This window comes from Pseudomonas sp. PDM21 (genome assembly GCF_014852505.2).
Lineage (GTDB): Bacteria > Pseudomonadota > Gammaproteobacteria > Pseudomonadales > Pseudomonadaceae > Pseudomonas.
Genome location: NZ_CM181223.1, coordinates 3,886,927 through 3,906,698, shown reverse-complemented (window position 1 = coordinate 3,906,698; position 19,772 = coordinate 3,886,927). Strand labels below are relative to the sequence as shown.

At 66.9% G+C, this 19,772-nt stretch carries 16 protein-coding genes; all 16 read right to left on the bottom strand.

Annotated features, from left to right (window positions below):
- Positions 1-15: 15 nt before the first annotated feature.
- Positions 16-2,424, bottom strand: coding sequence for a TonB-dependent receptor (locus IB275_RS17820; protein WP_225607779.1), 2,409 nt, complete (start codon positions 2,422-2,424; stop codon positions 16-18).
- 124 nt (positions 2,425-2,548) lie between these two features.
- Entirely contained in the window at positions 2,549-3,487 is a 939-nt protein-coding gene (locus tag IB275_RS17815; RefSeq protein ID WP_192294712.1) for a FecR domain-containing protein, read from the bottom strand.
- Complete coding sequence (locus IB275_RS17810; protein WP_192294711.1) at positions 3,484-3,990, bottom strand: sigma-70 family RNA polymerase sigma factor; 507 nt, start codon at positions 3,988-3,990, stop codon at positions 3,484-3,486. Before IB275_RS17810 ends, IB275_RS17815 begins: the two co-directional genes overlap by 4 nt.
- A gap of 93 nt (positions 3,991-4,083) precedes the next feature.
- The gene (locus tag IB275_RS17805) at positions 4,084-5,025 is read right to left on the bottom strand and encodes an aldo/keto reductase (protein ID WP_192294710.1); all 942 of its coding nucleotides are present in this window, start codon (positions 5,023-5,025) and stop codon (positions 4,084-4,086) included.
- 10 nt (positions 5,026-5,035) lie between these two features.
- The gene (locus IB275_RS17800; RefSeq protein ID WP_192294709.1) at positions 5,036-6,652 is read right to left on the bottom strand and encodes a gamma-glutamyltransferase family protein; all 1,617 of its coding nucleotides are present in this window, start codon (positions 6,650-6,652) and stop codon (positions 5,036-5,038) included.
- Positions 6,653-6,670: 18 nt separating this feature from the next.
- Positions 6,671-7,765, bottom strand: a complete 1,095-nt coding sequence (locus IB275_RS17795) for a polyamine ABC transporter substrate-binding protein (protein WP_192223659.1) — start codon at positions 7,763-7,765, stop codon at positions 6,671-6,673.
- A gap of 15 nt (positions 7,766-7,780) precedes the next feature.
- Entirely contained in the window at positions 7,781-8,560 is a 780-nt protein-coding gene (locus IB275_RS17790) for an amino acid ABC transporter ATP-binding protein (RefSeq protein WP_192294708.1), read from the bottom strand.
- Between the two features lies 1 nt (position 8,561).
- Positions 8,562-9,329, bottom strand: coding sequence for an amino acid ABC transporter permease (locus tag IB275_RS17785; RefSeq protein ID WP_192294707.1), 768 nt, complete (start codon positions 9,327-9,329; stop codon positions 8,562-8,564).
- Positions 9,330-9,340: 11 nt separating this feature from the next.
- Positions 9,341-10,147, bottom strand: a complete 807-nt coding sequence (locus tag IB275_RS17780) for an ABC transporter substrate-binding protein (RefSeq protein ID WP_081518193.1) — start codon at positions 10,145-10,147, stop codon at positions 9,341-9,343.
- 129 nt (positions 10,148-10,276) lie between these two features.
- Positions 10,277-10,942: a GntR family transcriptional regulator gene (locus tag IB275_RS17775; RefSeq protein ID WP_192294706.1), complete on the bottom strand. Its 666-nt coding sequence runs from the start codon at positions 10,940-10,942 to the stop codon at positions 10,277-10,279.
- 340 nt (positions 10,943-11,282) lie between these two features.
- The gene (locus IB275_RS17770; protein ID WP_494514415.1) at positions 11,283-13,256 is read right to left on the bottom strand and encodes an alkaline phosphatase PhoX; all 1,974 of its coding nucleotides are present in this window, start codon (positions 13,254-13,256) and stop codon (positions 11,283-11,285) included.
- Positions 13,253-14,011 (bottom strand): energy transducer TonB, encoded by a 759-nt coding sequence (locus IB275_RS17765; protein WP_318652569.1) that lies wholly within the window; start codon positions 14,009-14,011, stop codon positions 13,253-13,255. The genes IB275_RS17770 and IB275_RS17765 overlap by 4 nt, the downstream gene beginning before the upstream one ends.
- On the bottom strand, positions 14,008-14,445 hold the full coding sequence (tolR, locus tag IB275_RS17760) for a protein TolR (RefSeq protein ID WP_017516969.1): 438 nt from the start codon (positions 14,443-14,445) through the stop codon (positions 14,008-14,010). Before tolR ends, IB275_RS17765 begins: the two co-directional genes overlap by 4 nt.
- A 13-nt stretch (positions 14,446-14,458) precedes the next feature.
- Positions 14,459-15,163: a protein TolQ gene (tolQ, locus tag IB275_RS17755; protein WP_081519692.1), complete on the bottom strand. Its 705-nt coding sequence runs from the start codon at positions 15,161-15,163 to the stop codon at positions 14,459-14,461.
- 43 nt (positions 15,164-15,206) lie between these two features.
- On the bottom strand, positions 15,207-17,090 hold the full coding sequence (locus tag IB275_RS17750; RefSeq protein WP_192295813.1) for a phytase: 1,884 nt from the start codon (positions 17,088-17,090) through the stop codon (positions 15,207-15,209).
- 58 nt (positions 17,091-17,148) lie between these two features.
- Positions 17,149-19,662, bottom strand: a complete 2,514-nt coding sequence (locus tag IB275_RS17745; RefSeq protein WP_192295812.1) for a TonB-dependent receptor — start codon at positions 19,660-19,662, stop codon at positions 17,149-17,151.
- Positions 19,663-19,772: the final 110 nt, after the last annotated feature.

Below are 19,772 nucleotides of genomic sequence, written 5' to 3'. Positions count from 1 at the left end.
CAGGCTCTTTCTTCGTTAGAAGTCCACGCTCGCGGACAACTGCAGGGTGCGTCCCTCGCCCAGGTACAGGTACCCGGCGGTGGAAGTGCCCCAGTAGTCCTTGTCGAACACGTTATCCAGGTTGGCGCGCAACACCACCGGCTTGCCGAGAGTGTCGAAGCGGTAACGCGCGCCCAGGTCCAGGCGCCACCAGTCGGGGATGCTCAGGCTGTTGGCCTGGTCCACGTACTGCTCGTCGGTGTAGATCGTGCGGGCGGTGACGGTCAGACCGGGCACCTGGGTGATGTCGTACTCGCCGCCGAGGTTCAGCTGCTTGCGCGGCACGCCGATGCCATCGTTGCCGTCGTACTGGCCGTCCTGGGTCTTGGTCAGCTTGGCCTGGGTATAGGACGCGCCGCCGAGAAGGCGCACGCCTTCGGTTACCTCGCCGAAGAGGCTCAGTTCAAGGCCACGGTTGCGCTGTTCTCCACCTCGGGTGAAGCGACCGCTGTCGTTGACGCTGTTCGGGCGCTTGATCTCGAACGCGGCCAGGGTCGCGCCGAAGCCGTCCCACTCGCCCTTGATGCCGACTTCCTTCTGTTTGGAGACATAGGGCGAGAGCATTTCACCGGCGTTGATGCTGCCGATGGGGGCGGTTTCGCCCGGGCTCAGGCCCTCGATGTAGTTGGCATAGAGCGAAATGTTTTCCCACGGCTTGACCACGATGCCGCCCATGGGTGTGGTCTCTTCCTCGTCGTAGCCGTCGCCCACCGGAGTGCCGACGTTCATCTCGAAGTTCTGCGATTCCACGCGCTGCTTGCGCGCCCCGAGGGTCAGTTCGACGCGGCCGTCGAGGATCGACAAGGTGTCGGCCAGCGCGTAGCTGGTGAGGGTCTGGGCCGTGTACTTCTGCACATTCTTCGGGTAGCCGTCCGTGCTCGGCGTGCCTTCGTAGACCGGGTTGTAGATATTCGACGCGCGTGACGGGAAGGCGGTGTAGAGGAAGAAGATGTCCGAGTTCTGCACCACGCGGGTCGCGCCGAAGTTCAGCCGGTGCTCCACCGGCCCGGTGTTGAAGGTGCTGCGCAGGCCCGCCTCGGCAGAGTGCGAGCCAACGTCGTAGACCTGCCAGGCCGGGCTGGAAACGAAGTCGCCGTCGTTGCCCATGAGCACCGGGTTGCCGGCCAGCGCATCCATCTCGCTGCGCCGGTCGCCATAGCCGGCGTAGCCGGTCAGCCAGTCAGTGAGGTCGTATTCGCCGCGCACCACCAGGGTCCGGTCGATCATTTCGGAATCGCCGTAGCCGGGGTAGTTCAGGTCGTTGTCCGGGGCGTGGGGAATCTTCGTCACACCGAGGCCGACGGAGAACTGGCGGACCACGTTGGTGATGTCCTCCCGCTGCCAGATGTAATCGGCGGAAAGGCGCAGACGTTCGCCAGCGTAGTCCAGACCAAGTGAGCCCAGGCCGTCTTCCAGCTCCTGTTTGTCGATGGTGGTGTCGCCATTGCGGTATACGCCGTTGAAGCGCATGCCGAACTCCTTGCTCTCACCGAAACGACGGCCGACGTCGACGTGGGTTCCGAACACCGAATCCGACAGGTAGTCCATGGTCACACGCGTCAGGGGTTCGTCGCCGGCGCGCTTGGTCACCAGATTCACCGCTCCACCGACGTTGCCGCTGGGAGGCATGCCGTTGAGCATGGTGCTCGGGCCCTTGACCACCTCCACGCGTTCGGCCATTTCCACCGGGACGCGGAAGAATGGCGCCAGGCCGTACATGCCGTTGAGCGCGACGTCCGCGCTGACCACCGGGAAGCCGCGCAGGGAGAAGTCCTCGTTGAGGTTGGTGCGCGCACTACCGATCTGCGCCGATGGCTCGTTGCTCAGTACATCGGCGACGCTGCGCGCTTGCTGGTCCTGGATAGTCTTCTCGGTGTAGCTGGTGATGCTGAAGGGAGCATCCATCAGGTCAGTGTTGCCCAGCAGACCGAGGCGTCCACCGCGCGCCACCTGGCCGCCGGCGTACTCGGCGGGCAGGTCTTCAGGGCCGGCGGCCTGGCCGGTGATCAGCGAAGGCTGCATCTGCAGGGCATCGGGGCTGGGCGAACGGATCAGAGTGAAAGTGCCGTCGCCGCGCTGCTCCAGCTCCAGGCCGCTGCCTTGCAGCAGCCGCTCCAGGGCGCTTCGGGTCGAGTAGTCGCCGCTCAGGCCAGGGCTCTGCAGGCCATCGGTCAGCGTCGGGTCGAAGGACAGGTGCACGCCGGTCTCGGCGGCAAACGATGCCAGGGCGCGACCCAAGGGGCCGGGGGCGATGCTGTAGCTGCGCACTTCGCTGGCAGCCGGCGCGGCCGTCACTGGCGTCGCAACGGCAACCGCCAGGGAGAAGAGGGCGGTGCGTACCGCCAGGGAAAGCGAAGAGGGTTGCGCGTGTCGATTGCTGGACATGGACGGGGTACCTTCGGGCCTCTGCGGGCTTCGTGTCGGGAGATGTTCCCCTGTTGCCAGCTGAAGTGAGAAAAAGTCTCACTTCTTTTTGAAAATATTTTGCATCAACGCCCGGCGCTTGTCTTCAGGCCGCTGCTAGGGTGATCCAGAAGTTCGTTACCCGACGGACTCGCAGAGGGTAGGTGGCCTGCAGCATCGATAGCGCGAGGTGGCTGTCCAGCAGCGGGAAGGCACCGGACACCGCCAGCTGTGCTACCTCAGGGTCGCAGCGCAGCACGCCACGGCGATAACGGCTCAGCTCGCCCAGCAGCGCCTGCAGGGGCATGCGGTCGGCCATCAGCATGCCGTGGGTCCAGGCATCCGGGCTGGGGGATGGCGGGGCGGTGCTGATTCTTCTGCTCGACAGCAACGCAGACTCCCCGGCGCCCAGCCATTGGCTGGGGCCCTGCAGCGGTGCGACCTCGACGCGACCGTGAAGGACGGAGACGCTGGTCAAGGCGTCGCCCTGGCGCACGTTGAAGCGCGCCTCGCGGGTATTCACCCGGCCTTCGCGGGTTGTCACCAGAAATGGCCGGCTGTCCGCACGCGCATCGAGGAATATCTCCCCGCGCAGCAGACGCACCAGGCGCTGTGCCGGGGTGAAGGCGATGTCCACGGCGCTGTCGGTGTTGAGCGTCAGCAGGCTGCCATCGGGTAACGGCAACTTGCGCTGCTCGCCGATCCCGGTGTGCTGGTCGGCGCTCCAGTCCTGCCAGGGCTGCGTCCGCCAGGCGGCCAGGCCGACCGGAGCGACGGCCAACAGCACAGCCAGTTGCTTGAGGGCGCGTCGGCGATCCAGCGTGCGTTCGCGGCCCAGTGTCGGCATCGCCAGCGCCGGAGGCAGGCTGCCAAGGTGGCCCAGCAGACGTTCGGCACGATCCCAGGCTCGCGCGTGTTGCGGGCTCTGGCGTTGCCAGTCGATGCAGGCGCGGCGGTTTTCCTCGCTAGCATCCTGCTGCAGGCGTACCAGCCAGTCCGCCGCCTCGTCGAGGATACGCGCGGCGATAGGCTCGGCGGTGCTCATTCCATCAGCTCCAGGCAATGGCGAAAGGCCTGCTGCATATAGCGCTTCACCGACCCCAGGGATACGCCAAGGCGCTCGGCGATGGCCTCGTACTTCAGCCCCTCGATCTGCGCCAGCAGAAAGGCCTGGCGCACAGGCTCGGGCAGGCGGGCGAGGAGGGCATCCACCTCGTGCAGGGTTTCCAGCACGAGGTAACGCTGCTCCGGCGAGGGCGCCAGCTCTTCGGGCAGATTGGCGAGCGCTTCGAGGTAGGCGCGTTCCAGCGACTGGCGCTGGAACCAGTTGATCATCAGCCCCTTGGCCACCGTGGTGAGGTACGCGCGCGGCTCGCGGGCATCCAGCACCCGGCGTGAGCCGAGCAGGCGCGTGAAGGTGTCCTGGGCCAGGTCGGCGGCCTGTTCATGGCAGCCCAGGCGGCGACGCAACCAGCCTTGCAGCCAGCCGTGATGGTGCTGATAGAGCTCACTGACGGCGGCGTGGAGAGGAGCGTCGACCGAGGACATGGCAGAACTTTTATCATTTGAGAATGCTTCTCATGATAAGGGTTGCTGCGCTCTGCTCACAAGCCCTTCTGAAGGAGGGCTAGCAGCAGCTCGTCAGCCCGCCCGGCTGGCGAGGTCGAGGGTGGCGAGTTGAGTGGCGGAAAGGCTCAGCAGGGTAGCCCGCACCAGACTGGTGAGCTGGCGTTCACTGGTGGCGCTGGCGATGGGGGCGGTGATGCCGGGCTGCTGGCGGAGCCAGGCGACGGCGACTTCGGCCGGCGACGACTGGGTTTCTTCGGCGACCTGGTCCAGCGCTGCGAGAATCTTCAACCCGCGGGCATCGAAGTAACCCTCCAGGTCTTCGCCACGAGCACTGCCAGTGAGGTCGCTGGGACCACGGTACTTGCCGGTGAGGAAACCCGAGGCGAGGCTGAAGTAGGTCACCACGACGTTGCCGTGCTCGGCAGCGATGGCTGCGGTTTCCGTTTCGTGACCCGCGCGGTCGTAGAGGTTGTACTGGACTTGCAGCGCGGAGTATGCGGGGAGGCCGGTGCTGCGCGAAGTTGCCTCGGCCGCTTTGAGTTGTTGCCGGCTGAAATTGGACGCACCGATGGCGCGCACCTTTCCAGAGGCGATCAAGTCTTCGTAGGTGCGCAGGGTTTCCTCGTGGGGCGTGCAGTCATCGGGGTAATGGCTGAAGTACAGGTCGATGTAGTCGGTGTTCAGGCGCCGCAGGGAGTCTTCGACGCCCTGCAGGATCCAGCGGCGCGACAGCCCGCGCCGCTGTACCGAGAGTTCGGCGCCGACCTTGGTGCACAGCGTCACCTCGGTGCGGCGTCCCGGATGGCTGGCGAGCCAGCGACCGATGATGGCCTCCGACTCGCCGCCCTCGTGACCCGGCACCCAGACCGAGTACATATCCGCCGTGTCGATACTGCTCAGCCCCGCGTCGAACGCCGCGTCCAGCAGGCGTCGAGAAATGGCTTCGTCTACCGTCCAGCCGAACACGTTGCCGCCCAGTATCAATGGCGAAAGGTTGAGGTCACGAGCATGCATGGCTTTCTCCTCAGCACACGGCGATATGCGAATCCGCACGCGGCTCGGTGCCGCCGCAGAGCACGCCGGTCTGCGGATCGCGGACGATGATCTGCCCGCGTCCGTAGTCGGTCAGGTCGCAGGCGATCTCCACCTCGTGGCCGCGCCGCGCCAGGCCGAAGGCCAGGTCACGGTTGGCGTGCTGCTCGATGCCGACCTTCATGCCGCCCAGCCATTGCCAGCGCGGGGCGTCCAGCGCGGCCTGTGGGTTGAGGCCGAAGTCCACCAGGTTCATCACCATCTGCACGTGGCCCTGGGGCTGCATGTAGCCGCCCATCACGCCGAACGGGCCGACGGCCACGCCATCCTTGCTGAGGAAGCCGGGGATGATGGTGTGGAAGGTCTTCTTGCCCGGCGCCAGGGCGTTGGAGTGCGCCGGGTCGAGGCTGAACTCCGAGCCACGGTTCTGCAGGCCGATGCCGCTGTCGGGCAGCACCACGCCAGAGCCGAAGCCGTGGTAGGCGCTCTGGATGAACGAGACCATGTTGCCTTCGCCGTCGGCGGTGGCGATGTACACGGTGCCGCTGGAGTGCGGGTCGCCATGTTTGGGCTCGGCAGCCTGTTCGCCGATCTCGGCGCGGCGGCGCGCGGCGTAGTCGTCGGACAGCAGCGCAGCGGTGCTGACGCGCATGTGCTCGGCGTCGGTGATGTAGTGCAGGCCGTCGGCGTAGGCCTTCTTCATCGCTTCGAGCTGACGGTGCCAGGTGAGCTGGCTGTCGCGCTGGTCGAAGTCGTAGCCCTGGAGGATGTTGAGGGTCATCAGGGCGATCAGGCCCTGGCCGGCCGGCGGGATTTCCCAGACGTCATAGCCGCGATAGTTGGCCTTGATCGGCTCGACCCACTTGGGCTTGTAGCCGGCCAGGTCAGCGGCGCTCAGTTCGCCACCGGTGGCGGCGGAATGGGCGGCCAGGCGCTCGGCGATGGCGCCACGGTAGAAGCTTTCGCACTTGGTCTCGGCCAGCTCGGCGAGGGTTTTCGCCTGGGCCGGATTGCGGAACAGCTGGCCGGCGCGTGGTGCTTCGCCATTGACGGTGAAGGTGTCGAACCAGGTCTCCAGTGCCGGTACGGCGGCGCGGCTTTGCTGGTATTCGCGGCGGGCGATTTCCCACTGGTGGGCGACCACCGGGGACACCGGGAAGCCATCGCGGGCCAGAGCGATGGCGGGCTGCAGCAGGTCGGCGAAAGGCAGCTTGCCGAAGCGCGCGGACAGTTGCGCCCAGGCCGAGGGAATGCCCGGCACGGTGACCGGCAGCCAGCCGTGTACGGGCATCTTGTCGAAGCCTGCGGCCTTGACCTTGTCGATGGAGAGGGAGGCGGGCGCGTGGCCGCTGGCGTCCAGGCCGTGCAGCTGGTCCTTGATCCAGACCAGGGCGAAGGCGTCGCCGCCGATGGCGCAGCCGGTGGGCTCGACCACGGTCAGCGCGGCGGCGGTGGCGATGGCGGCGTCGATGGCGTTGCCGCCGGCACGCAGCATGGCGATGCCGGCCTCGGCAGCCAGGGGCTGCGAGGCGGCGACCATGCCGTTGCGGGCGAACACGCTCTGGCGCTGGGAGGCGTAGGGATACTCGTGAGCGGAAAACTTAAGCATGGCAGGGCTCTTCGAAGGTCATTGGCCAGTCTTGATTCGGGTCCATTCGCGGGTGATCACGCGCTGGATTTTCGGCGGCAGGTCGGCGGAGACATAGAGCTTCTCGATCACCGCGTCGCTGGGGTAGATGCCGGGGTTGTCACGCACTTTGGGGTCGAGCAGCGCGGTGGCTCCGGTATTGGGGTTGGCGTAGCCGACGTAGTCGCTGACCGGGGCGATCACTTCCGGGCGCAGCAGGTAGTTGACCAGCTCGTGGGCGCCCTTGGGGTTCTTCGAGTCGCGCGGGATGGCGAGCATGTCGAACCACAGGTTGGCGCCTTCCTTGGGGATCACGTAGCGCACGTCGATCTTCTTGCCGGCTTCCTGGGCGCGGGTCTGCGCCTGCATCACGTCGCCCGAGTAGCCGACCGCCACGCAGATGTCGCCGTTGGCGAGGTCGGTGGTGTACTTGGAGGAGTTGAAGTAGGTGATCGACGGGGCGAGCTTCTGCAGCAGGGCGGAGGCCTTGGTGTAGTCGTCCGGGTTGGTGCTGTTCGGGTTCAGACCGAGATAGTGCAGCGCCTGCGGGATGATCTTCACTGGCGCGTCGAGGAAGGCGACGCCGCAACCGTGCAGCTTGGCCAGGTTCTCCGGCTTGAAGATCAGGTCCCAGGAGTCCAGCGGGGCGCTGTCGCCCAGTGCGGCCTTGACCTTGTCGTAGTTGTAGCCGATGCCGACGGTGCCCCACATGTAGGGCACGGCGTACTGGTTGCCGGGGTCGGCGGCTTCCAGGCGCTTCATCAGGCGCGGGTCGAGGTTCTTCCAGTTGGGCAGCTGCGAGCGATCGAGCTTCTGGTAGACGCCGGCGTTGATCTGCTTGGTGAGGAACTGGCTGGACGGCACCACCAGGTCGTAGCCCGAGTGGCCGGAGAGCAGCTTGGCTTCGAGCATCTCGTTGGTGTCGAAGACGTCGTACTGGACCTTGACGCCGGTGTCCTTCTCGAAGTTCTTCAGGGTGTCCGGGCCCATGTAGTCGGACCAGTTGTAGAAGCGCACCAGCTTGTCGTCGGCCTGCGCGGCGGTGGCGCAGGCGAGGAGGGTCAGAGTGCTGGCGAAGAGAACGCGTTTACGCATGACTTGTCCTTATCGTTAGAGAACGCGGCTTAGAAATTCCCGCGTGCGCGGGTGGTGCGGATTGCCGAAGACCTGCGCGGGCGGGCCTTCCTCGATGAGTTCACCCTGGTGCAGCACCACTACGCGGTCGGCCACTTCGCGGGCGAAGCCCATCTCGTGGGTGACGACGACCATGGTCATGCCTTCGTCGGCCAGCTCCTTCATGACCTGCAGGACCTCGCCGACGGTTTCCGGGTCGAGGGCGCTGGTGGGTTCGTCGAAGAGCATGGCCTGGGGCTTCATCGCCAGGGCGCGGGCGATGGCCACGCGCTGCTGCTGGCCGCCGGAGAGCTGGCCGGGGTAGTGCTCGGCCTTGTCCGACAGGCGCACCCGTGCCAGTAGCCGGCGGGCCTGATCCAGCGCCTCGCCCCGGGGGACGCCGAGCACCTGGGTCGGCGCTTCGATGATGTTCTCCAGCACGGTCATGTGCGGGAACAGGTTGAAGCGCTGGAACACCATGCCGATGTCGCGGCGGCGGCGGGCGATGTTGCTTTCCGAGTCGCGCACCAGCTTGCCGTCCGGGCGTTCGCGGTAGCCCATCAGCTCGCCGTTGACGCGGATGCTGCCGCCCTGAATGTCTTCCAGGTGGTTCATGCAGCGGATGAAGGTGGTCTTGCCCGAGCCCGAGGCGCCGATCAGCACCACCACTTCGCCACGGCGCACCTCCAGGGACACGCCCTTGAGGATTTCCAGCTCGCCGAAGGCCTTGTGTACGTTGCGGGCCTGGATCACCACGTCTTTCATGTCCGGGATCATCTCAACGCCCCCTCAGCAGTTTCATCGCCTGCCGGCCGAACATGCGGTTCGGTGCGGCAGTGTGGCCGTCGGATTTGCCGAAGCGCACTTCCAGCCAGCGCTGGAAGAAGCCCCACAGGGTGGTCAGGGCGAGGAAGTAGATCGCCACGACGAGGTACAGTTCGAACACGCGGAAGGTCGCCGAAGTGACCATCTGGGTGCTCAGCAGCAGTTCCTGCACGCCGATCACGCTGACCAGCGTGGTGTTCTTCAGCATCACGTTGAACTCGTTGCCCAGCGGCGGAACGATCACGCGGAAGGCTTGCGGCAGCACGATGCGGCGCATCAGCTTGGGGAAGGTCATCCCCAGGGATTTGCCGGCCTCGTACTGGCCCTTGTCCACCGCGCCGATGCCGGCGCGGATGATCTCGGCCATGTACGCGCCTTCGTTGAGCCCCAGGGCGATGATCGCCGCCTGGATGTTGCCCGGCAGGATGAACAGTCCCAGGTCCAGGTCCTCGAAGCGGAAGATCCCGCCGGCGGCCAGCGCGGTGTAGAGGAAGACGATCTGCACCAGCAGCGGCGTGCCGCGCATCAGCCACACGTAGAAGCGCACCGGGTATTGCAGCAGCGGGTTGGTCGACAGGCGCATCAGCGCCGCCAGCAGCCCGAGCACGCAGCCCAGGACCATCGCGCTGACGGCGATCACGCAGGTCAGCCAGAGGCCGTAGAGGTAGATGTCGCTCGGCCGCAGCAGGTATTGCCAGAACACGTCCCAACTGAAGTTCATGTCTCGTTACCTCAGTCCAGTTTGTCGCCTTCGATGTGCCACTTGGCCAGCAGCGCGGCGTAGCTGCCGTCGGCCTGCATGTCCTTGATGATCTGCGTGACAGCCTCGCTGAGCTGCTTGTCGTCCTTGCGGATGCCCAGGCCGGTGAGAATGCGCGCGAAGGCCGGTACGCCGATCTCGAACAGGTCCGGCGCCATGCTCTGGTAGTAGCCGGCGGTTTCCACGGTGGTGCCGTAGGCGTCGGTCTGGCGGATGCGCAGGGACTGGAAGGCATCGGTGTCGGTGTTGTAGACCACCACCTTCATCGGCGGCTTGCCAGCCTTGGCCAGCTTCTCGTTGTGGGCGTCGAGCAGGGTACGGATGGTCGAACCGTTGAGCACCGCGACCTTCTTGCCGGAGAGGTCGTCCAGGGTGCGGATACCCTCGGGGTTGCCCTTGGCGACCACCACGGCCTGGCTGGAGTACATGTAGTTGACCATGTCGATCACTTCGCGCCGTTCGGGCTTGTCGAACAGCTGATCCACCAGCATGTCGCACTGGCCGGCCAGCAGCGCCGGGATCAGCCCGGAGAAGGGCGTGATGCGCCAGTCGATCTTCTTGTCGCCCAGTCGCTTGGCGATGGCTTCGCCCAGGTCGATGGTGACCCCGGTGAGCTTCTGGTTCGAGTCATAGAAACCCATGGGCGGGGAGTCCATGCCGCCGCAGAAGGTCACCTTGCTGGCGTTCTGCAAGCGGTCGGGAATCTTCACATCGGCGTGCGCCAGCGGGGCGGCCAGGCAAAGGGCGAGAAGGCACTGCGGGATCCTGCGTTCGAACATGTTGAGCTCCGGGGTGGGGTTGCCAGGGGCAGTTCAGGGACACAGAAGTACGGGTCTAGGCGCCCGTTGCTTCGATTCGCTTCTTCGTGGATTGCGTTTGGGTGGATTGCGCGTGGGTGGCACGTGCTTTCAGGTGGCTTGAGCCTCCAGAAACTTCGCCAGCGAGGGGATCGTCCCCTCGATGTGGTCGCAGATGACCCGCTCGGCTTCGCGGGCATCGCCCGAGCGCAGGGCGTCGAGGATCACGGTGTGTTCCTCGCGGGCGCTCATGGGCTTGTCGACGTGCTGCAGCCACAGACGCATGTGCGGCTCGATCACCGAATACAGCGCGGTGATCTGGCGCAGCAGGCGCGGGCGCCCGGCGAGGCTGCAGAGGTATTCGTGGAAGGCGCGGTGGCGGCTGACCCACTCGGCGCTGTCGTCGCGGTAGTCGTCCATCTCGTCGAGCATGCGCTCCAGGCGGGACAGGTCGCGGTCGGTCAGTTGCGGCACGGCGATGCGGATGGCCAGGCCTTCCAGGGCGCTGCGCATCTCGAAGACTTCGCGCATCTCTTCGATGTTCAGACCACTGACGATGGCGCCGCGATTGGGCCGCAGGGTCACCAGACCCTCGGCGTCCAGGCGCTTGAAGGCACCGCGCACGGGCATGCGGCTCATGCCGATCTCGCTGGCGATGTCCTCGGCCACCAGACGGTCGCCGGTCCTGTAGCGGCCGGTGCAGATAGCCTGGAGAAGGTAGTCGTAGGCCTCGTCTTCGGCGCTCATCGGTGGGCGGGCAGCGGGTACCAGGCGCATGGGGTGATCCTCGTGGATTTTTGGATCCAATTATCCATGCATGCAATTAAGCAGTTGCCATGCCAAATTTGGCGAAACGATTGGAAGTGGGCGGGGTAGAGCGGTGCGCGTAGGAAACTGGCGTAGGCGGCGCTACGGGGAAAGGGGGCGAAACGGTAACGGATGGGGTGATTCGTGCGCGTTCACGGTGCGCATCGGTAACGTTGTAGTGCGTGTTGAGACGGTGCAGGAGCGGGTCGTGCGTGCGACCAGCTGCGCGCCAGGTCCGTCAGGCCGGCGCGCAGCTGGATCCGGCCTGCCGGCCGGTTCGCGGGCAGGGCCCGCTCCTGCAGGGGACCGATCAGGTGCCGATCACACCGCCATCATCCTTGGTGATCACCAGCGTCGTGGAACGCGGGATGCTCTTGCCGTCGCTGGCCGGGAAGCTCAGCGTCGGGTGCTGGATGTTCACCCACAGCGTCTTGCCGTCCGGCGTCTGGGTGATGCCGGTCAGCTCGCAGCCGCGCGGGCCGACCAGGAAGCGCCGTACTTCACGGCTGTGCGGGTCGGCGCAGAGCAACTGGTTGCAGCCCATGGCCTGCATCGCCGGGACGTCATCGTCGTAGTCGGTCTCGATCCACAGGCGCCCGGCGGCGTCGAAGTACAGGCCATCCGGCGAGGAGAAGATGTCGCCGTTGATGGTACCGATCAGGTTCTCCGGCGCGCTGGCGCCCTGGTGCTCGCCGGCCAGCAGGAAGATTTCCCACTGGAAGGTGGTGGCGGTCGGATCACCGCCGGCCTCGTTCCAGCGCAGGATCTGCCCGTGCAGGTTTTCCTTGCGCGGGTTGGCGGCGTCCACCGGCTGCTTCTTGCCGCGGGCATCGTTGTTGGTGAGGCTGACGTAGACCTCGCGGGTGGTCTGCTGCACCGCGACCCACTCGGGGCGGTCCATGGGCGTGGCGCCCAGCCTGTCGGCGGCGGCGCGGGCGTTGACCAGCACCTCGGCCTGGCTGGCGAAGCCATTCTCGGCGCTCAGGCCATTCTGCCCATGCACCAGCGGCAGCCACTGGCCGCTGCCATCGGCATTGAAGCGGGCGACGTAGAGGGTGCCTTCGTCGAGCAGGTCGACGTTCGCCGCGCGGTTGTTTGCGTCGTATTGGCCGGCCGGGACGAATTTGTAGATGTACTCGCCCTTGGTGTCGTCGCCGTAATAGAACGCCATGCGGTTGTCGGCGCCCAGCGAGGGGGTCGAACACTCGCGGCAGAAACGGCCGACGGCGGTGCGTTTCTTCGGCGTGGAGGTCGGGTCGAACGGGTCGATCTCCACCACCCAGCCGAAGCGGTTCGGTTCGTTGACGTGGCCGCCATGGGGCTGGTCGGCTTTCGGCGTGGCGTCGAAGCGCGCATCCACCGCTTCCCAGGCGTAGTAGTTGCTGAACTGGCCGTTGGACAGGCCGTAGCGCTTGTGTGAAACGCGCTTGGCGTAGTCGTCCTTGTCGCGGTTGACGAAGTACTGGTGCCAGTTCTCTTCGCAGGCCAGGTAGGTGCCCCAGGGCGTGACGCCCATGGAGCAGTTGTTCAGGGTGCCGAGCACCTGTTTGGCCTCGGGGTCACTGGCGGTGCGCAGCAGGTCGTGGCCGGCCAGCGGGCCGGACAGGTCCAGCGGCGAGCTGCCGGTGATGCGGCGATTGTAGCTCGAGCCCTCGACGCGCTGCCACTGGCCGCCGGCGTCCTTCTTCACCTCGATCACGCTCAGGCCGTGGGCGGCGATTTCCTTGCGCACTTCGCCTTCCGGGCGGCCGCGCGAACCATCGGGGCGGTCCTCGAAGGTCTGGCCCTTGGGGTGCAGCGTCGGGTTGATGTACTCGTGGTTGATCACCAGCAGGCCGTGGCTGTCCGGCGCATCGGGGAAGGGGAAGTAGTGCATGCCGTCATGGTTGTCGCCGGCCTGCAGTTCCTGGGCTTTCCAGTCCTCGCTGGCGTCGCCTTTCCAGGCCGGCGAGCCGCTCACCACGGCGTCGCCCCAGGAGAAGAACGGCCGCGCGCTGTAGCCCTCGGCGACGATCACCCGGTCGAATTTCGGGTCCTGCTGTACCGGCACGCCCTTGAAGCCCAGCAGCGCGTTGGGCACCGGGGCGTCGGCAGCAAACAGCGAGCGGCCGGGGAACAGGCCGCCGCCGAGGAAGCCGACCGCGCCCAGCACCAGGCTGTTCTTCAGCAGGCGGCGGCGCGAGGCGTCGATGATCTCGCTCATCGGCAGGTTGCCGGAGGGGTTGATCGACTCATCGTCGAAGGCGGAAAGATGGGCGTGGAAATCGGTCGGCTCGGCACTCATCGGGAGGTTTCCTGGATCCGGTAATGGAAGGTGTTGCGCACGTTGGCCACGGCGACGGCCTGGCCGTCGATTACCCGTGGCTGGTAGCGGAAGCGGGTGGCGGCCTGCAGCGACGGGCGCTCGAACACGCTGTGACTGCAGGCGCCGGGGACCACGCGCGGGTCGCGCACCGAACCGTTGGGGGCGACGGTGTATTCCACCGTGCAGTCGCCTTCCAGACGGCGGTCGAGGGCGCTGTCCGGGTAGGTCGGAGCCTTCTTCACCAGTGGCTGGTAGTTCTGCGCGGCGCGGGCGGCCTCGGCGGCGGCTGCCTGCTGTGCGGCGAGCTGACGGTTCTGTTCGGCGCGGGCCCGTTGCTCGGCCTGCTGGCGTGAGCGTTGCTCCTGCTCCTGGCGTTGCTGCTCGGCGATGCGCTGCTGCTCCTGGCGCCGCTCCTCGCGCTGGCGCTCTTCGCGTTCACGCTGCTCGGCTTTGCGCCGGGCCAGTTGGGCGACGTCAGGTTGCGGCGCCGGGCGAGGCGCCTCGACCTGTGGCGGGGGCGGTGTAACGGGCTCGGGCGGTTGCACCACGGGGGGGGGCGCTGGTGCGATGGGCGCGGGGCTCGGCAGGCTGACCAGCGCGGTACGCATCACCTTCGGTGCCGGGGTGGCCGGCGCCGAAGGGTGGAAACCGATGTACAGGCCGGCCAGCGCGAGCGCGTGCAGCCCGACGCTGATGGCGGCAGGCAGGGCGCGGCGGGTGATCCTGCGGTTCACGATTGCGGCGCCTCGGTGATCAGTCCGACATCGCTGACGCCACCGCGCTGCAGGGCGGCCATGGCGGCGATCACCCGACCATAGTCCACCGCCTGGTCGGCGCGGATCAACACCTGGGTGTCGGCGCCCAGGCGGGTGAGCTTGGCGGTCAGCTCGTCCAGGTTGCCGGCGGCGTCGGTGCGCTGTTCGGTATCCACCTGGCTGCCCAGGTACCAGTGGTAGCCGCCGTCGGCCTGCACCGTGAGCGTCAGCACCGGGCGCTCGGTCTCGCTGGGTAACGCCTCGCTGGCCACCTTGGGCAGTTCCACCTTCAGGCCCTGCTGGATCATCGGGGCGGTGACCATGAAGATCACCAGCAGCACCAGCATGACGTCGATGTAGGGCACCACGTTCATTTCCGCCTTGGGCGCGTGCTTGCTGCGTATGCGTCGCATGGCCGGCCTCCGGTCAGGCCGCCGCGGCCAGCGCCGGAGCGGCGTGGATGCGACGGTTGAGCTGGGCCTGCAGCTGTTCGGCGAAGGCGCAGTAGCGGCCCAGCAGTTGGTCGGAACTGGCAGCGAAACGGTTGTACGCCATGACTGCCGGGATCGCTGCGAACAGGCCGACGGCGGTGGCGACCAGGGCTTCGGCGATGCCCGGCGCGACGGTGGAGAGGGTGGCTTGCTGCACGCCGGAGAGGCCGATGAAGGCGTTCATGATCCCCCAGACGGTGCCGAACAGGCCGATGTACGGGCTGGTGGAGCCGACCGTGGCAAGGAACGGCAGGCCGCGCTGCAGGCGTTCCTCCTCCTGGGCGATGACCACGCGCATGGCGCGCTCGCTGCCCTCGATCAGCAGCGCGGGATCGATGCCCGGCTCGTCACGCAGGTGCAGGAACTCCTGGTAACCGGCATGGAAGATACGCTCGACGCCGGCGTCCTCGCCGGGTTCGGTGGTTTCCCGGAACAGCCGCTGCAGGTCGCCGCTGGCCCGCCAGCGCGCTTCGAAGGCGCGCAGGCGTCGGCGGGCGCCGCCCAGCAGCAGGCTGCGCTGGACGATCACGTACCAGCTCACCAGCGAGGCGGCCAGAAGGATCAGCAGCACGGCCTGGGCGAGCGGGCTGGCGGCTTCGACCAATGCCCAGATGCTGGTGTGTTCGAGAGTGGCTTGCATGGTGGTCTCCCGGTGAGGCTCCCCGTCACGGGGAGCCTGGTGGTCAGTCGAGGTTGAGGGCGCGGGCGATGTCCGCCCACGGCACGTACTTGAAGTTCTGCGTGCCTTCGGGCAGGCGCTTGCGGCCGTCCTGCACCACCAGCATTCCCTGGCCGAACGCGCCGCCCAGGTTGGCCGAGGTGACTTCGATACCGTCGGTTTCCGAGGTGCCGTCGATGCCGGCAGCGGCGTTCAGGCCGACGCGGAAGGCACCACGAACGCGGTAGGGCGCGGCGGCGTCGAGCACCAGGTAGCTGTCGTTGCCCTGGCTGGAAACCAGCAGGTAGCTGGCCTTGGCGCCGTGGTAGAGGGCCAGGCCCTCGACGTCGTCACGGAGCAGGTCGCCCACGGCCAGTACCTGTTCCGGCTCGGCCTTGGCGTCCGGCTCGGCCCCGAGGGTCCAGACCGCCACGTCTTCTTCACCGAGGAACAGCCGCTGGTTGCGGTCATCGGCGACGCAGCCTTCAGGCTGGCTGGCGACGCGGAATTCGCGCAGCAGCTCGCCTTTCACCTGGCCGCCGGGAGCGCTCAGTCGGTACTGCTGGAAGCGTCCGTCCTTGTCATTGACGAAGGCCTGGATGTCGCCGTCGCGGGGCGCATACAGGCACAGGCCGTAGACTTCCTCCAGCGGCGTTGGCACCCGGCCGATCTCGCGCACCTTGCCGTCGGCCGGCTCGATGGCGAACAGGGTCAGGCTGTTGTCGCTGCGGTTGCTCGCCACCGCCAGGTCGACGCGGCGATTGCCGAGCCGGAACCCGTGGCGCACGTCGACGTTGTTCACCAGCCCGGAAGCCAGGCTCTGCAACTGGCGACCCTGGAGGTCAAAGACCAGCAGGCCTTCCTGCTTGTTGGTGCCCAGTACGCGGCTGAGTTTCGGGTTCTTCGCGCTGACCCAGATTGCCGGGTCATCGGCGGCGTCGCCATGGCGCTGCACGCTCTGCGTCTGCACCGCCGGCATCACCTCGGGTAGCGTGCGGGGCGCTTCGGCGCGTGCGGGCAGGGCAGGGACTTCGGTGTGGTAGTAGTGCCCGCTGGCATCGTCCTGCAGGACGATGCGCAGCGTGCCGGCCTGTTCGGTGGCCGCAAGTTGTTCGGCTTTCTTCGGGCCGTTCAGTGCGATCGCGCCGAGGTTCTCCCAACCGTTGCCCTGACGCACGTAGCGCTGCAGGGCAGGGCCCTTGTCCAGCGCGAGCACGCCGCTGGACACCACCGCTAGTCCGCTGACCGATCCGGCGAGCCTGCCATAGGGCGCGCTCAGGTCCACCGGCAGGCGGCTGCCGTCTGCCTCCGGGTTGGCACCATAGGCCCAGAGGCCGATGCCCGGTTCGTCGACGTACAGGGTGCCGTCGCTGTCGTCGGCGCGGCACAGCTCGGCGCTCGGCGGCAGGGCCAGGCGACGCACCTTGCGAGCCTCGCGCTCGAGCTTCTGGCCGTGGCCGACCAGCCATTGCTCGCCCTGGCCGTTCTCGCCGACCAGGAACAGGTAGAGGTTGGCGCTGGCGTCACGGTAGAGGCACTGGCCGTTGACCGCGAAGTCCGGGCTCGGCAGGCGCAGCGCAGCGCCCCAGTGGCCGTCGCCGGCCAACGGCTGCAACAGCGGCTGCTGGCGTTCCCGGTCGAAGGTGGCGAGCAGGCTGCCGTCGCCCCAGGGGCGCTGGTCGAGGAAGTCGTAGCGGCCGGCGAGGCGACCGCGTTCGCTGCCTGCCTCGTCCAGCAGCAGGAGACCGTCGCGCTTGCTGGCGACGACGCTGCCGGCGCCGGGCAGCAGGGCGATGGCCTGGGCCTTGGCACGGGTCGGCCAGGGTTGCAGGGCGACGGATTCGGCGCAGGCGTAGCCGGCCAGCAGCAGGCTGGCGAGTAGCGGAGTCAGGGAGTAGCGGCGTTTCATGGAAGGCGTCTGTCCTTGTGGTGCTGCGCGGACGCCGGCGGACCGGCGTGCGCGGTCCTCAGAAGTGGGTGAGGGTCAGGCCGACGGTGTAGGTCGGGCCGTACTCTTCGTACTGGTAGTTGTAGCGACGGTGGCCGCTGTAGATGTAGTAGGGCTCGTCGCCGAGGTTTTCGGCGTTGAAGAACACCTGCAGGTTGTCCGTCAGCGAGTAGCGCGCGCTGAAGTCGATCTGCGTCTGGTCGTCGACACGACTGTCGTAGCGCTTGTCGCTGACGTTGCCGACCTCATAGAGGTAATCGGACTTGTAGTTGGCGGTCAGGCGCAGGCTCAGGCGGTCCTTCTCGTAGCCGATGAGCAGATTGCCGGTGACGTCGGACTGGCTGGGCAGGTCTATGTTGCGCTTGTTGCCGTCGGCATCGGCGATCTCGGCCCGCGAGCGGCTGAAGGTGGCGTTGGCGCCCAGCAGCAGGCCGTCCCAGGGCGCGGGGAGCATGACCATTTTCTGCGACCAGGCCAGTTCCAGGCCGTAGACCTTGGCCTTGTCGCCGTTGGCGAAAGTGGCCGCCTCGTCGAAGTCCGCCCAGGCGCCGCTGCCGGCGAGGTCGGTGTTGTAGACGAAGTTCTTGATGTCCTTGTAGAACAGCGACGCCGAAACCACGCTGGCGCGACCCAGGTAACGCTCGATGGCCAGGTCCAGGTTGTGCGAGCGCAGGGCGGCGAGGTCGGGGTTGCCGAACTCGGCTTCGTCGCCGTCGATGGCATAGCCGGGCGCGAGTTGCTCGAAGGTCGGGCGCACCACGGTGTTGGTCCAGGCCGCACGGATCTGCGTCTGGTCGTCCAGCTGGTAGCGGGCGTGCAGACCCGGCAGCCAGTGGTGGTAGTCGCGCTTGCGCTCGATGGCCTGGTAGTCGCCGTTGTCGATGCCGGTGCCGCTGGCCTCGAAGTGCGTGCCCTCGTAGCGCAGGCCGGCGATGAAGCGCCAGTCGCCGACGTCCACGGTATTCATGAAGTAGCCGGCATCGATGTCTTCGTGCATGCGGAAGTCATTGATGGTGGAGGCTTCCTCGTCGTAGTACTGCGATGCGTCCAGCCCGCCGATGAGGTGCTTGATGGCGTCGGCGGAGATGCCCTGGCCAAACTTCTGCAGGCGATAGTGAACGGTGCCGTCCAGCGCATTGGAGAGGTTCAGCTGGTCATCGCTCAGGCCCGCGTCGGCGAGGTCTTCGTACTTCCAGACGTCCTCGTCGTTGTCCTTGGTGCGTCGGCTGAGCTTGCCGCCGAACTTGAAGGTCGACGCGTTGCCGGCCAGGTCGTAGTCGCGGGCCAGGTCCAGGCGCAGGTTCTTCTCGCGGTCGGAGGTGTAGGACTTGCCCCACTCGACCTTGTCCAGGCTGAACCGGGTCGGGTCGTAGAAGGCCGAGTCGATGTTCAGGCGGGGCTTCTCGCTGTCATACCAGCCACTGTCCATGTCGCCGCCGCTGTAGACGGCCGGGTCGATGTGGCCGGGACTGTCCTCGTCGGACTTGCTCCAGCCGACCTGGCCGCTGAAGGTCCAGTCGCCGCGCCGCTGTTCGCCGCCGAAGACATAGGACTGGATGGTCTGGGTCTCCTCGCGGCTCTTCAGGCGCCGCTCGACTTCCGCTTCGCCGCTTTCGCCTTCGGCCAGGGCATCCTCGAAGTCGATCTTGGTGGACTGCCGGGTTTCCTCGTCCTTGAACTCGCTGTAGAGCGTGCGCAACCAGAGCTTGCTGTCGTCGTCCGGGCGGTAGTCGAAGTTCAGCGCGCCGCCGCTGCGTTCACGCTGGATGTCGTAGTCGCGTTGCTCCAGGCTGTTGAGCCGGGCGCCGTCGTCGAAGTCCCAGTCGCCGCCGGTCTCGACGTTGTCCGAACCGAACTTGCGCTTCTGCCAGCTGAGCGCGGCGGCCACGCCGAAGTTGTCGGTGCCGTCGCCCAGGCTGAAGCGCTGGCTGGCGGCGCCGGAGTATTTCGGGCTGAAGCGGTTGGTGTTCTCGTCGTAGCTGGTCTGTGCGGTGCCGCTGAAGAACAGGCCGTCATGGTCGAAGGCGGAGAGGCTTTCCACCTCGATGGTGCCGCCCAGGGAGTTGGCGTCCATGTCCGGGGTCAGGGTCTTGACCACCGACAGTGACTGGATCAGTTCGCTGGGCAGCACGTCCAGCGCCACGGCGCGGCGACCGGCCTCGGGCGAGGGCACCAGGGTGCCGTTGATGGTGACGGCATTGAGGTCGGGGCCCAGGCCGCGAACCCGCACGAAGCGGCCTTCGCCCTGGTCGCGCTCGACGGACGTCCCCGGTACGCGCTGCAGGGCTTCGGCGGCGTTGCTGTCGGGCAGCTGGCCGATGCTGTCGGCATGCACCACGCTCTCCACGCTGTCGGAGCGGCGCTGCTGACGCAGGGCCTTGTCCAGGCTGTCGGCCTGGCCGTACACGGTGACGCTTTCGCCGGCCTCGGTGGTTTCCTCGGCCCAGCCTGACGGCGTGGCGGCAATCGCCAGCGCCAGGGCGCTGACCTTGAACAGCGGACGCAGCGTCCGCGGCAATTGCTGATCGATCACGGCATTTCCCCTTGTGCCTGTTCCCCCGACCGGGGCGATTCGGCCCGGTCAACTGGGGAGCGGAAGCTAGGCAGCGGGAATGACGGTTACGTGACAGCGATCAGCTGCAG

Bases quoted from the DNA above. Each gene is read 5' to 3' on its own strand.
- IB275_RS17820 (WP_225607779.1), bottom strand. From the start codon at position 2,424: ATGTCCAGCAATCGACACGCGCAACCCTCTTCGCTTTCCCTGGCGGTA.
- IB275_RS17815 (WP_192294712.1), bottom strand. From the start codon at position 3,487: ATGAGCACCGCCGAGCCTATCGCCGCGCGTATCCTCGACGAGGCGGCG.
- IB275_RS17810 (WP_192294711.1), bottom strand. From the start codon at position 3,990: ATGTCCTCGGTCGACGCTCCTCTCCACGCCGCCGTCAGTGAGCTCTAT.
- IB275_RS17805 (WP_192294710.1), bottom strand. From the start codon at position 5,025: ATGCATGCTCGTGACCTCAACCTTTCGCCATTGATACTGGGCGGCAAC.
- IB275_RS17800 (WP_192294709.1), bottom strand. From the start codon at position 6,652: ATGCTTAAGTTTTCCGCTCACGAGTATCCCTACGCCTCCCAGCGCCAG.
- IB275_RS17795 (WP_192223659.1), bottom strand. From the start codon at position 7,765: ATGCGTAAACGCGTTCTCTTCGCCAGCACTCTGACCCTCCTCGCCTGC.
- IB275_RS17790 (WP_192294708.1), bottom strand. From the start codon at position 8,560: ATGATCCCGGACATGAAAGACGTGGTGATCCAGGCCCGCAACGTACAC.
- IB275_RS17785 (WP_192294707.1), bottom strand. From the start codon at position 9,329: ATGAACTTCAGTTGGGACGTGTTCTGGCAATACCTGCTGCGGCCGAGC.
- IB275_RS17780 (WP_081518193.1), bottom strand. From the start codon at position 10,147: ATGTTCGAACGCAGGATCCCGCAGTGCCTTCTCGCCCTTTGCCTGGCC.
- IB275_RS17775 (WP_192294706.1), bottom strand. From the start codon at position 10,942: ATGCGCCTGGTACCCGCTGCCCGCCCACCGATGAGCGCCGAAGACGAG.
- IB275_RS17770 (WP_494514415.1), bottom strand. From the start codon at position 13,256: ATGAGTGCCGAGCCGACCGATTTCCACGCCCATCTTTCCGCCTTCGAC.
- tolR (WP_017516969.1), bottom strand. From the start codon at position 14,445: ATGCGACGCATACGCAGCAAGCACGCGCCCAAGGCGGAAATGAACGTG.
- tolQ (WP_081519692.1), bottom strand. From the start codon at position 15,163: ATGCAAGCCACTCTCGAACACACCAGCATCTGGGCATTGGTCGAAGCC.
- IB275_RS17750 (WP_192295813.1), bottom strand. From the start codon at position 17,090: ATGAAACGCCGCTACTCCCTGACTCCGCTACTCGCCAGCCTGCTGCTG.